11 protein-coding genes are annotated in these 12,208 nt (G+C 63.2%); 1 reads left to right on the top strand and 10 read right to left on the bottom strand.

All coding sequences use genetic code 11. From position 1 onward, the window contains the following. From O5O53_RS07515 to pgsA, 5 genes are all read right to left on the bottom strand, one after another. On the bottom strand, positions 1–2,832 hold a 2,832-nt coding region (locus O5O53_RS07515), incomplete at its 3' end, for a lamin tail domain-containing protein (protein ID WP_269510522.1). Positions 2,833–3,043: 211 nt separating this feature from the next. Further along, the gene (locus O5O53_RS07510; protein WP_269510521.1) at positions 3,044–3,892 is read right to left on the bottom strand and encodes a PspA/IM30 family protein; all 849 of its coding nucleotides are present in this window, start codon (positions 3,890–3,892) and stop codon (positions 3,044–3,046) included. A 71-nt stretch (positions 3,893–3,963) separates the two neighbouring features. Further along, entirely contained in the window at positions 3,964–4,326 is a 363-nt protein-coding gene (locus O5O53_RS07505; RefSeq protein ID WP_181888601.1) for a helix-turn-helix domain-containing protein, read from the bottom strand. A 23-nt stretch (positions 4,327–4,349) separates the two neighbouring features. Continuing rightward, a complete protein-coding gene (locus tag O5O53_RS07500; RefSeq protein WP_269510519.1) occupies positions 4,350–4,889 on the bottom strand; it encodes a CinA family protein in 540 nt (179 codons plus the stop codon). Beyond that, positions 4,886–5,425, bottom strand: coding sequence for a CDP-diacylglycerol--glycerol-3-phosphate 3-phosphatidyltransferase (gene pgsA / locus O5O53_RS07495; protein ID WP_269510545.1), 540 nt, complete (start codon positions 5,423–5,425; stop codon positions 4,886–4,888). The genes O5O53_RS07500 and pgsA overlap by 4 nt, the downstream gene beginning before the upstream one ends. 49 nt (positions 5,426–5,474) lie before the next feature. Here pgsA and O5O53_RS07490 point away from each other — a divergent pair, with 49 nt between their 5' ends. Next, positions 5,475–5,759, top strand: coding sequence for a YciI family protein (locus O5O53_RS07490; RefSeq protein WP_239306760.1), 285 nt, complete (start codon positions 5,475–5,477; stop codon positions 5,757–5,759). Between the two features lie 25 nt (positions 5,760–5,784). Here O5O53_RS07490 and O5O53_RS07485 read toward each other — a convergent pair whose 3' ends face one another. The 5 genes from O5O53_RS07485 to O5O53_RS07465 form a co-directional block, all read right to left on the bottom strand. Next, positions 5,785–6,960: a TerC family protein gene (locus O5O53_RS07485; protein ID WP_239306761.1), complete on the bottom strand. Its 1,176-nt coding sequence runs from the start codon at positions 6,958–6,960 to the stop codon at positions 5,785–5,787. Positions 6,961–7,362: 402 nt separating this feature from the next. Then, on the bottom strand, positions 7,363–10,485 hold the full coding sequence (locus O5O53_RS07480; RefSeq protein ID WP_269510515.1) for a DNA translocase FtsK: 3,123 nt from the start codon (positions 10,483–10,485) through the stop codon (positions 7,363–7,365). Positions 10,486–10,552: 67 nt separating this feature from the next. Beyond that, positions 10,553–11,179 carry a TIGR03085 family metal-binding protein gene (locus O5O53_RS07475; protein WP_269510512.1) on the bottom strand — a complete coding sequence of 209 codons (627 nt, stop codon included), beginning with the start codon at positions 11,177–11,179 and terminating at the stop codon, positions 10,553–10,555. 10 nt (positions 11,180–11,189) lie between these two features. After that, positions 11,190–11,639, bottom strand: a complete 450-nt coding sequence (locus O5O53_RS07470; RefSeq protein ID WP_269510510.1) for a hypothetical protein — start codon at positions 11,637–11,639, stop codon at positions 11,190–11,192. Between the two features lie 83 nt (positions 11,640–11,722). Next, positions 11,723–12,169, bottom strand: coding sequence for a hypothetical protein (locus O5O53_RS07465; RefSeq protein WP_269510506.1), 447 nt, complete (start codon positions 12,167–12,169; stop codon positions 11,723–11,725). Positions 12,170–12,208: the final 39 nt, after the last annotated feature.

Here is a 12,208-nt window from a genome sequence, read left to right as displayed (position 1 = left end):
CGTCTGCGTCGCAGTCACCGCCGCAGCAGTGGTCACCGGCGTTTCGGTGACCTTCGTCGTCTCCGTGGGCACCACGGTCTTCGTCGCAGCCGTCTCCGTCTGCGTCGCAGTCACCGCCGCAGCAGTGGTCACCGGCGTTTCGGTGACCTTCGTCGTCTCCGTGGGCACCACGGTCTTCGTCGCAGCCGTCTCCGTCTGCGTCGCAGTCACCGCCGCAGCAGTGGTCACCGGCGTTTCGGTGACCTTCGTCGTCTCCGTGGGCACCACGGTCTTCGTCGCAGCCGTCTCCGTCTGCGTCGCAGTCACCGCCGCAGCAGTGGTCACCGGCGTTTCGGTGACCTTCGTCGTCTCCGTGGGCACCACGGTCTTCGTCGCAGCCGTCTCCGTCTGCGTCGCAGTCACCGCCGCAGCCGTCTTCGTCGGAGTCGTGGTCACCGTGGATGTGATCGTCGGCGTCTCAGTGACGGTCGTAGGTTCGGTACTCACCGTGGTTGTCACCGCGGTGTCAGTAGTAGTCACGGTCGGAGTCACAGTCTCGGTGACCGCCGGGACCGTGACGGTTGTCGGAGCAGCGCTCGTAGTGGTGTTGCCCGAAGTCACCGTTGGGGTCGGCTGTTCTGCGGGCGTACAAGACTCCGTCCGCTCTGCTTCTGCAGCGCGCAACGCCAGGCCGTTGTTCGGATCATTTGGAGCATCATCAGACCACAAGAAACGGGTAACCACGGTACGCTGCCCATCGACAGTGCACTCCCCAATCTTCTCGTACGTGCCATAGCCCTCATTTGCAAAGTTTTCCATGAGGACGGGTCGTGCTTGAACCCCAGATACCTCATGCGCGGTTGTACCGTCGAAGGAAACGACTACAGAAAGGCCGTCGCAGGCTTCGTCGCAAAGCACGCGAAGCTCCTTGCTATTCGCGTTGTAATCCAACGCCATGACGCTGCGCAGCTCAGGGTTTTCGTACTTGCCAACCTCTTCGAACTCCCCGTTAGGCTGCAGGCGAACAAAGTGGACGAAGCCCGTGTACTCCACACCCACCGCGTACACATCAAGGTCCGGCAAGTAGGCGATGGCTTCCAAACCAAAGTTCGGTGGTACTTCACCAGTGATTGAATTGAGGTTCCACTCGCCAGTCACCTTGCCCCGGGAAGGGTCAAACTCGAGGATGGACGGGCGGGAGGGGCCAGAACCGTCACGCTCGGTGGCAATGTAGATCTTGCCGTCCTTACCTACGGTCACGCCTTCCGCGTCCGGATTCCCTGCACCATTTTCATAGGTGAGAGTCCATTCGTTCTTCTTGCTGTAGATCTTCTTGTCCTCGTCGTACTCCAGCTCAAACAGGCGCCCCGGGTTGTTGTTCACAATCCAGGCGTTACCGTTGCCGTCGAAATCTACGCCCGAGAAGTTCTCGCCCGCGAATCCGCCGACCGTATTGATTGAGTTGACCTCATCCGGCCACGGTTCACCCTCCGGCCATACGAGTTCCTCAGCGTTCTTTCCGTCCTTTGTTACTTTCGCAAGAGCGACGAGATCACCCTCGCCATCTGGGGTGCGCCCCCAGGAGAAGCGAGTGTGCGACGTCCAGCTCACTTCGTCGAATGGCTTGTTGTCGTCTGGCCTGTACAGACGCGCACTGTCAGCCTCACCAAGCCCGAACCCCTTCGAACCGTCGGGAGTATCGACTTCGGTGTAGAACGAGTAGTACCCGCCCGGTTGGATCACCGTATTCTTCGGGAACACAATCGGTGTGCGCCCCTGTTTGTCGTCTGCAAACTTCCAGCCCGAGATGTCCACCGGCGTATCGCCCGCGTTGTACAACTCCACCCAATCAGCAACAAAGTCGCCCTTGGTCTGGATCTCATTGATCCTGATCTTGCCAGTGTTCGAAGGCTTTTGGCTTGTCGACGACGGCACCTCCGACGGGTTCGGCTCCTCGTCCTCCACCCCGCAGGGAGCGGCATTGGCGTCACCCTTGGACTTCGCCGAGGACATCTTGAAGTCGTTGTTGGCTTCCGAGTAGCGGGACCACGACGTCGCCGCCCCCTCGCACACCGGGCTTTCCGTCCAGCCGAACTCATCAACTAGCTCTCCTGCAGCCGTCTTGAGAGTCAGGCTGTCCTTAGCGCTGAGCCCGAACCCATCAGTGCCATCTGGGACTACGCCGCCCTCTTTCCCGTCCGGAGTCAAAACGTAATAACCGCCTGCGGGAATGATCGTATTCGGTGCAAAGGTGATGTAAGTGTTGCCCTTGCCATCGCCACTATCGACGACCACCCAACCGCCGATATTTACCGCCTTGTCGCCGTTATTCACCAACTCGATGAAATCGACGCCGTCCGTCGTGATCTCATTGATAAAGACCTTGTCAAAATCGGACTTGGCGTTAGCGCTTTCACGAGTCGGCCCGTCCGTGATCTGCCATTTTCCAGTCATGTCCGGCACCAAGCCTCGTGAGGTGTGAACACCATCCCTCATGCCGTGAGACGACCACTTCTTTTCGTCGATCTGGTTGCCCTTCTCATCCTTGATGGTGATCTGATCGTCGCCACCAAGGCCGAACCCTTTAGATCCATCTGGAGTGACGCCCGTGCCATCGGTGTAGAAAGCGTAGTACCCGCGCGCCGGAATGACGGTGTTCTTTGGGAATGTGATCGGCTTGCTGCTCTTCCCACTGTCAATGGCGGTCCAGCCCGAAATGTCAATGTCGTTGTCGGTTGGATTGGCCAGCTCCACCCAGTCGCCGATCGGGTCAGAGTTGGTGACCACCTCATTGATGACGATGTCAGTCGACGCTGCTGCCGCTGCCACGGGCACCGACGCAAAACCAGACACGAGCATCACGGTAAATGGCACAGCAAATTGACGCGCACGGGAACTACTTCTCACGGGAGCTTCCTCCTTGGGAAAGTCTCATAACAAACTTGGAAAACGTTTGGAAAAGTAGTATGTTTGCGTGAATTTGCTCGAACGTCCAAGTGAATAAAACTTGAACAATTAAATAAACCCCGGGAAACATCCCGGGGCCACAAAAACTAGCTGGTATCTAAGCGTCGCCGCGCAGCTCACGCATGCGCTGAGCAACCGCGTCGTCGGCGACGTCAGCACCGGTCGGCGCGGCGGAACCAGTCTGCTGCGAGTTACCCTGCTCGATGGCCTGCTTGTTCCCAGAGGTCAGCTCCCCTGCCATCTCAGCGCGCAGCTGCTCCAGGCGGCCGTGGCCCGCCATCTGGATACCGGCCTGCTCGACCTCAGCCATGCGTCCCTCAATGGAGTTCTGCGCCAGCTCGGCGGCACCCAGTGCGTTGGCGTAGCGGCGCTCGATCTTGTCGCGAACCTGGTCCAGGTTCGGGCCGGAGGCGGTAATGGAGTTCATGGACTGCATGGTCTCCGACACCTTCTCCTGCATCTTCGCCTGCTCCAGCTGGGACAGCAGCTTGGAGCGCTCCGCGACCTGCTGCTGCAGGTGCGCGGCGTTGCGTTCGACGGCCTGTTTGGCCTGTGCTGCCTGCTGCAGCGCCTGATCGTGCAGCTGCTTAGTGTCCTCAACACCGGCTTCAGCGGTCACCAGCTGTGCAGCGAAGGCCTCTGCGGCATTCTCGTACTCCTGCGCCTTCTGCGCGTTGCCCTCACCGCGTGCCTTGTCGGCGAGCTGGAGCGCCTGGCGCGCGTTCGCCTGCAGCTTCTCGACGTCCTCCAGACGGCGGTTGAGCTGCATCTCCAGCTGGCGCTGGTTACCAATCACGGCAGCGGCCTGCTGGGACAGTGCCTGGTGCTGACGCTGTGCGTCGTTAATGGCCTGCTCGATCTGGACCTTGGGGTCTGCGTTTTCTTCGATCTTGTTGTCGAAGAGCGCCATCAGGTAGTTCCAGAACTTGGTAAAGGGATTCGCCATGGCTAAAGCACCGTGACCTTTCTGTCAGTAGATTGCGTTAAACGCCAACCACTGTAGTCGCGGAATGCCGGCTACGCTTCCGCTGCTGCCGGCGTGGTGCGCTCGAGCTCTTCGGTGAATGAGTGCAGCGACATGTTCGCCACAGCCTCAAGCAACACCTCGGAAACTGTGGTCCCCAACGCCTCGCACAGGGAGGCCAACAGCTCGGAGGAAACTTCTTTCCGGCCGCGCTCCAGCTCGGAGATGTAGCCGGAGGACACCCGCGCCTCTTTCGCCAGCGCGCGCAGTGTCACACCCTTGTCTGCGCGGAAGGCGCGAAGCGACATGCCGAGTGCCTCACGGAACAGCGGCTCGCGGGACGCAGTACGGGCGGCATCGGACGGCGCAACCGGCAGGTCGACCGGGGAGTCGTAGAGCAAAGTAGTAGTGGTCATCAGACTGTCCAACGACTCGCCGTTTAGTTTTGTTCCCGCACGCCCGTCAGCGCACCGACCAGCGCCGCCTCCACCGCCAAACGGCGGACCTCGTTGCGCTGCCCCGACAGCACACGCACCGGCACCGCAGCTCCCGGCATGAGCGCGTACTGGCCTACAGAGGGCTCAAGCAGCTCCGCCGCCTGCGACGAGGCGGTCCACTTCGGCCCGGCCAGCCCGATCCACACCATGCCAGCGGGCACACCGTCCTGCGCATCGGGGCCCGCCACGCCGGTCAGTGCCACTGCCCAGTCGGCCCCGCACACGCGACGCGTCCCTCGCGCCATCTCGCGCGCGACGGCCGCGGAGACCACGCCCTCGCGCTCAATCAGGTCCGCTGGCACGTCCGCAAGCGATGTCTTCAGCTCCGGCGAGTACGTGACCAGCCCGCCGACCAACGCATCCGAGGCACCGGGCACATCAGCCAACGTCGCTGAAGCGAGACCGGCAGTGAGCGATTCGCAGAAGGCGATGGTCTGGTGGCGGGCGCGGAGCTCGTCGATAAGCAATTGCGCAGTAGTCACTTGTTCACCTTCCCTGCATCAACCAAGTACTGCACGCCCGTGACCACAGTGACCGCGACCGCCAGCAGCATCACCACGAACGTCGGGGTGTCCATCCACGCAGGCAGCGGGCACAGATACAGCCCCACAGCGAGGCTTTGCAGCGCCGTTTTAAGCTTGCCGCCCTTCGACGCCGGCACAACCTTCCCGCGGCGCAGCATCACCATGCGCCAGACCGTAATGCCCAGCTCACGAACCACAATGACCACCGTCACCCACACCGGCAGCGTGCTGGCGATATTCAGGGTGACCAGCGCGGTAATCATTAGCGCCTTATCCGCGATCGGGTCGGCGATTTTACCGAAGTCCGTGACCAGCCCGCGGGCGCGCGCGATGTCGCCGTCGAGCTTGTCGGTGATCATGAGCGCGACGAACAACCCGAACGCCCACCACCAGCGCTCAGACAGCACCAGCCAGGCAAAAACGGGAATGAACAGGATCCTCATCGAGGTCAAAATGTTCGGGAGGTTCCAATTCGACTGCTTGTCGGGTTGCATCACAGCCTCCACCATACCCATGCGACGGTGCGCTCTTAGACTGCCCTACATGAAGTATTTCGCAGCCACGTACACCTACGGTGAGCAATCGCTTGTCGACGACACACGTCCCGCCCACCGCGAATTCATCGCCTCCCAGCTGTCGCTGGGCCGCATCGTCGGCTCCGGGCCGCTCGCGGGCGCCGAGCAGGCCCTGATCGTCCTGCAGCTGCCGGACTCGGCCACGGAGGCCGACGCCGCGGCAGTGTTGGACGAAGACCCCTACACCGTCGCCGGCGCCCTGGCCGCCCGCGAGATCCGGGAGTGGAACCCGGTGATGAACATCTTCAGCTAGGGGTTCGCTGGTTAGCCCTTGCGGGTCAGCCCTTGCGTCCGCCGCGGGCGACGTCGAGGTGGTCCGTGTCGCGCGAACCTGTCGCGGTGTGATCGCCCTTGCCGGAGGTAGCCGGGTCGTCGATCCATTCCACGTGGTGGCCGTGCTTGTCCACCTTGCGGCGGTTTCCGTGGTCGTCGTAGTCGACGTGGTAGTTGTTCTCCTCCGGATCCCGGCGGCCCGCCTTGACGTCGGCACGGTCCTTGATCACCGAGGCAATCGCGGTGATCGCGAGCACGCCGACGATGACCAACAGCGAGGCGACAGTACCGACCTCCGGCACGTCGAGCCCCTCGCCGCCGTTGATGAACGACAGGTTGTTCTCGTGCAGCGCGTGCAGCAGCAGCTTCACGCCGATGAAGCCAAGCACCACCGCGAGGCCGTATGGCAGGTACACCAGGCGGTCAAGCAGGCCGTTGAGCAGGAAGTAGAGCTGGCGCAGGCCCAGCAGCGCGAACGCGTTGGCGGTGAACACGAGGAAGGATTCCTGGGTGATGCCGTAGATCGCCGGGATGGAGTCGAAGGCAAACATGACGTCGATAAACCCGATCGACAGCAGGGCGACGAACAGCGGCGTGACAGCCTTCTTGCCGGCCTGAGTCCTCGAAACGAGCCGGTCGGAGTGGTACGACTTGGTCACCGGAATGACCTTGCGCAGCGTCTTGACCACGAACATATCGTTCGGGTCCGGGTCCTCCTGGTCGGTGACTTCGTCGTAGACCAGCTTGATGGCGGTGTAGATGAGGAAAGCGGCGAAGATGTAGAACACGTCCGACCACGCCTCGATGATCACGGCGCCAAGCAGGATGAAAATGAGGCGGAACACCAGCGCCATGACAATGCCGATGAGCAGCACCTTCTGCTGGTACGCGCGAGGGATCTTGAACGAGCCCATGATCAGGGCGAAGACGAACAGGTTATCCACCGACAGCGACAACTCGGTGATGTAGCCGGTGAAGAACTGCACGGCGTGCTCGGAGTCCCACAGCCACCAGACCAGCCCGCCGAACAGACACGCCATGGACATGTAGAACAGCGCCCAGCCGCCCGACTCCTTCATCGTCGGCTCGTGCGGGGTGCGCACGTGCGAGACGAAGTCGAAGATGAAAAATCCCAGGATCACCGCCGAGGTGATCAGCCAAATGTAAAGGGGCACATGCATAAGTAAGCCTCCGGTCAGCGTTGCGTAAAAGACCGGAGGTCTCCCCCACCACTGTGGGCGGTCCGGACCGGGGCTATCGCCTGACGACGGCACCGTGCTGACGATCCTGGACACTTCCGGGGTACTCCCCTCCAAGCGCGTTTCACACTACACCACGCGGCGGCGTGCCGCGTCCGCCGCCGCGCACCGCCCTGTACCGCTCCGGGCCCGCCCCACCTTCCGCGTAGATGCTTACCCCAGGATGCTTACTGCCCGAGGATGCTTACTTCTAAACGCTTACTTCTCGAGATATCGAGGGCCTCGGCGGGTGCACCACTCGATGGATAAGCATCCTGGGGTAAGCATCTAGCCCCGGTAAGCATCCTGGGGTAAGCATCTACGGCGGGGTTCTGCGTCCGCCAGCTAGAACGCTCCTCCGGTCGGGTTGTACGTCGCGGTGACGGTCCGGGTGTCGGCGTCGCCGTCCGCACCAGAGCCACCCGCATCGGAGCCACCCGCGCCGGAATCTGAACCGTTGGCGTCGCCGGCGCCGTCGTCAAGCTGCACGTCCTTGGGCGCCTCGGCCGGGTCTGCGCCCTTGATCATCCAGATGATGGTATCCAACTCCTCGGGCTTGACCAGCACGTCGCGGGCCTTGGAGCCTTCGGACGGGCCGACCACGCCACGGGATTCCATGAGGTCCATCAGGCGGCCGGCCTTGGCGAAGCCGATGCGCAGTTTGCGCTGCAGCATTGAGGTGGAGCCGAGCTGGGAGGTGACCACGAGTTCGACGGCTTCGAGCAGGTCGTCCATGTCCTTGCCGATGTCGTCGTCGATGACCTTGGCCTCGGCCTGCTTGTCCTCGGTGACACCCTCGACGTAGTCGGGCTCGTCCTGCTGCGCCTTCGCTGCCTCGACTACGGCTTGGATCTCCTCGTCGGAGACGAACGCGCCCTGGAGGCGCTGCGGCTTGCCGGCACCCTGCGGGATGAACAGGCCGTCGCCCATGCCGATGAGCTTTTCGGCGCCGCCCTGGTCCAAAATCACGCGGGAGTCGGTCAGCGAGGACGTCGCAAAGGCGAGGCGCGACGGCACGTTCGTCTTGATCAGGCCGGTGACCACGTCCACGGACGGTCGCTGGGTCGCCAGCACCAGGTGGATGCCCGCCGCACGCGCCTTCTGGGTGATGCGCACGATGGATTCCTCGATCTCCTTCGGCGCGGTCATCATCAGGTCGGCCAGCTCGTCCACCACGCACACGATGAAGGGGTACGGGCGCATCTCGCGCTCGGATCCCGGCGGCGCGGTCAGTTCGCCGGAGCGGACCTTGCGGTTGAAATCCTTGATGTGGCGCACGCGCGCGGACTTCATGTCCATGTAGCGCTGCTCCATCTCCTCCACCAGCCACTGCAGGGCGGCGGACGCTTTCTTCGGCTGGGTGATGATCGGCGTGATCAGGTGCGGGATGCCCTCGTACGGGGTCAGCTCCACCATCTTCGGGTCCACCAGAATCAGGCGGACTTCCTCCGGCGTCGCGCGCGTGAGCAGCGAGATCAGCATGGAGTTCACAAACGCGGACTTACCGGAGCCGGTGGAACCGGCGACCAAAAGGTGCGGCATCTTCTGGATCGAGGAGGCGATGAAGTCGCCCTCGATGTCCTTGCCCAGGCCGATGAGCATCGGGTCGTCCTGCGCGGAGACTTTCGGCGAGTCCAGCACGTCGCGCAGCCGCACCATCTCGCGGTCGGCGTTGGGCACCTCGATGCCGACGGCGGATTTGCCGGGGATCGGGGTGAGTAGGCGCACGTTGTCGGTGGCCACGGCGTAGGCGAGGTTGGACTGCAGGTTGGTGATCTTGGAGACCTTCACACCGGGCCCAAGCTCCACCTCGTAGCGGGTCACTGTCGGGCCGCGGGAGAAGCCGGTGACCTGCGCGTTGACCTTGAACTCCTCGAAGACGTCGGTGATCGCCTCGATCATGCGGTCGTTGGCCTCGGTGCGTGTCTTCGGCGCGTTACCCGCGAGCAGCAGTTCAGTCGACGGCAGGTGGTAATCGCCCTGCGGGATCTTGCGCACCTGCTTCGGCGCGGCCTGTTCGGTCTCGGATTTCGGTGTAGTCGCGGGGATCTTGGAGGCGTCGATGCCGCTGCGCGCCGCGATCGCCTTCGCCATCTGCTCGCGCGAGCTAGCTACGGCGTCGGGGGCAGTTGCTTCTCGACGTTCCGTCTCCGGCTCTTCCCGCTGCAGCACCTTCGTCTCGTTGTCGCGCTGGGCTGGCTTCGGCGCTGCAGGTTTCGGCGCCGCTGGCTTGGGCGCCGCTGGCTTGGGCGCCGGGCGCTGGACCACGGCGGTCTCGGCGGAATCGGCAGGCTCTGCTGCGGGCTGTTCAAAGCTATCTTCAACCTCGTCGGCGAAATCGAACAGGTCCAGCTCGCCGTCGCCGTCGGCCGGGTAGCTCTCCATCGGAGTCGGGCGTCGCAGCGACGGGCGACGCGTCGGGCGGGCCGGGCGCTCGGCGTCGGCGGCGCGGCCGCGTGAACGTCGAGAAGCAGCGCGGTCGTGCGCAGTGCGTCGTTCGCGGCCCTCCGCGATGTCGTCCAGGTCGTCGGCGACGTGGCTGTACGGGTCCTGGTCTTCTTCGTCGGGCGTGTCCGTGTTGGACAGCATGCGGGTGACCAGGTCCTTGATGTAGTCGTAGGCCTCGCGCACGGTGATGCCGGTGGCCTTGAGTGCTCCGTAGAGAATCACCAGACCAAGCAGCGGGATCGCCACAAACGAGGAGAATCCAGCTGCGAGGACACCGCCGGTGAAGGCGCCGAACGCGCCGCCGGCGAGTTTGCGCTCCTCCCACGACGCCGGGTTGCCCGCGAAGACGTGGATCAAACCGAGCATGCCAATAGAGATGATGGAAAAGCCCAGCGTCACTCGTGCGCGCACTGCGTCGGAGGTGCGCACATTGAGCATCAGTGCAATGGCTATGCCGACGAGGATGACCGGCAGGATCAGCGCGCCGGCGCCGATGAGCCAGTGGGTGCCGGTGGAGATGACCTCACCCACCGGTCCGGCCACATCGAACCAGACCGACCCGCCGATGACGGCGGCCAGGCCAATGAGAACTAAACCCCACGCGTCGGCGTGGGTTTCAAACGTGCTGTGGCCACCGGCGTGGCCATCGTGCCGCGGTTCGCGGCGCCGGCGTTCGCCTGTAACGGAGCTTTCAGTGCGCTCCTCTGGCATCTCGAGATCGTCCTCCCATTCATCCTCCCAATCGTCACGGCTGCGACGGGGCCTAGGGCCGGCGGCATCGTCGTAGTCGGACTGGTCCTTGTCGCGACGGAAAAACGACCCGACGCCGCGGGCGGCGGCGCCGAGCGAATGGCCGACAACTTTATACGCGGAACCCACGCGTTCGTCGGCGGTTTCAGCAGCCACGTTCGACGATGTCGGCGGGTGCGTCATGGACACCGGACCGCCGTGGCGGGTGCCGCCGGCAGGACGGCGCGTAGAAGACCGCGACGAGCGCGGCGCGGTGTTTTTGACAGACATGGCTGTAACTCTAACGCCTTAAGTCACATTTACACCTTACGCCACACCCGAGACGGTCAGTCAAGGGTCACATCTTGATCTCGAAACCCTCGAATGCGTCAACGGAGCCAGTCAGCTCTACCTGCGCCGCGTCGCGGCCGGAAACCCACAGCAGCAGCTCGCCAGGATCGCCCGAGACGCGCAACACGTTGTCGCCGCGTTCGGCCACCCCAGCCTTGTCGCCGATGGTTGCGGGTGGCGTGGTCGGCGGGGTCAGAATCACAGGCACGGGAGCGCCACGCAGCGTAAACTTGCCGAAGCGCTTCGCCAGCGCGAACAGCTCCTCGTTGATGACTTGGGAGAATTCGCGCGGCTCCACCACTCCCCCGCCGCGACGCACGTCCTCGTGGTGGATGAAGTGCTCGGACGTGTTCATAGCGGAGTTGAGCGGCTTGAGCCACACCGGCGGGCCGGCAGCCCACTCGCGCACGACGTCCTCGTACGGGCGGGCCTTGTGCTTCGCCGTCTCCTTCTCCGTGACACCTGAGAGTGCGTTCACGAAGATGCCGGGGGCGGCTGCCGGCTTGGACTCGCGGATGAGTAGATGGACTGCGAGGTCCTGGGTGGTCCAGCCCTCGTTCAGTGTCGGCGCATCCGGGCCAACCTTCAAGAGCAGCTGGGCGAGGCGTTCACGTTCTTTCTGCGCAAAAGACATGCGCCCAAGCCTAGCTGGAAAGGCTCACCCCAGAGTCGCTGGACAGTTTCATCTCCAGCTCGTGGTAACTCCTGATCTGCGGTGCGAACTGCTCAACCTTCGGGTCGAAGGTAATCACTTCGCCGCCGACGCCCCATCCGAGCTTTGTCGCCTGCTTGCCGTCTTTGAAGCACTCGTTGCGCCCGCCCTTGGCGTTCATGTGGCACATGACCGAGTCGCCCTCGAAGGCGCCCAGCACGCGCACGCCCTGCACCTTGATGTTGCGGAAGTTCGGGTCGCCGAAGCGGATCACGTCGTAGAGCTTCCAGGCGGATGCGTAGCCGGGGTCGTACGGCACCTCGGTGCCGGGCGGCAGCGGACGGCCGCCGGTCCAGTCGACGTCGTCCTGTGCGTGAGCGGTTGGTGCGAGGGTTACCGCGGCGGCAAGCAAAGCCGCGGCGGTTTTCGTTGCGGTCTTCATGGGCCACATTGTGCACACCCGTAACAGAGATGCCTAGCCTTTGTTGCGTGGTTGTTATGAAACCGTACGGTTTCCGCCTAGATCTAGGAGGACCCTGCCAACAGGTTAGACAAGCCCAGCCGCGCCTGGAACCCTAAGAAAAATCGGATCACCGGCGCGAAGAAGTTGACCATCGGATCGGTGGTGACGACCTTGCCGTAGGGCATGTAGCTCAGCTCGGTCGCCTCCTTGCCGTCGACGTAGCAGCCCCACATCCCGGCCTTCGCGTTTTCCAGGCACAGGATCGAATCCTGGTTGAACTGCCCGATCACGCGAACGCCTCGCACGTCCTGGTTGCGGAAGTTGGGGTCGCCCCACTTCACCACGTCGTAGCTGCGCCACTCAGTGGCGTAGCCGGGCTCGAACGGGACCTGCGTTCCCGGGGGAAGCGTGTGCCCGCCGGTCCAGCTGGTCTCATCGGCGGCGGCTGCTGGAGCGAGAAGGGAGGCGGAAAGAACGACGGCTGCTGTGGTGCGGTTGAGGTATCTCATAACTGTTGTATCGAAAGGCCCCCGAAAAGCGTTAGCCCC

Origin of the sequence: Corynebacterium faecium (assembly GCF_027257105.1) — a bacterium.
In the GTDB taxonomy this organism is placed as follows: domain Bacteria; phylum Actinomycetota; class Actinomycetes; order Mycobacteriales; family Mycobacteriaceae; genus Corynebacterium; species Corynebacterium lehmanniae.
This window is presented reverse-complemented; position numbering and strand designations above follow the sequence as displayed.

Excerpts from the sequence above, each read along its gene's own strand:
- O5O53_RS07510 (WP_269510521.1), bottom strand. The coding sequence starts at position 3,892 with ATGGCGAATCCCTTTACCAAGTTCTGGAACTACCTGATGGCGCTCTTC.
- O5O53_RS07505 (WP_181888601.1), bottom strand. The coding sequence starts at position 4,326 with ATGACCACTACTACTTTGCTCTACGACTCCCCGGTCGACCTGCCGGTT.
- pgsA (WP_269510545.1), bottom strand. The coding sequence starts at position 5,425 with ATGCAACCCGACAAGCAGTCGAATTGGAACCTCCCGAACATTTTGACC.
- O5O53_RS07490 (WP_239306760.1), top strand. The coding sequence starts at position 5,475 with ATGAAGTATTTCGCAGCCACGTACACCTACGGTGAGCAATCGCTTGTC.
- O5O53_RS07485 (WP_239306761.1), bottom strand. The coding sequence starts at position 6,960 with ATGCATGTGCCCCTTTACATTTGGCTGATCACCTCGGCGGTGATCCTG.
- O5O53_RS07480 (WP_269510515.1), bottom strand. The coding sequence starts at position 10,485 with ATGTCTGTCAAAAACACCGCGCCGCGCTCGTCGCGGTCTTCTACGCGC.
- O5O53_RS07475 (WP_269510512.1), bottom strand. The coding sequence starts at position 11,179 with ATGTCTTTTGCGCAGAAAGAACGTGAACGCCTCGCCCAGCTGCTCTTG.
- O5O53_RS07470 (WP_269510510.1), bottom strand. The coding sequence starts at position 11,639 with ATGAAGACCGCAACGAAAACCGCCGCGGCTTTGCTTGCCGCCGCGGTA.
- O5O53_RS07465 (WP_269510506.1), bottom strand. The coding sequence starts at position 12,169 with ATGAGATACCTCAACCGCACCACAGCAGCCGTCGTTCTTTCCGCCTCC.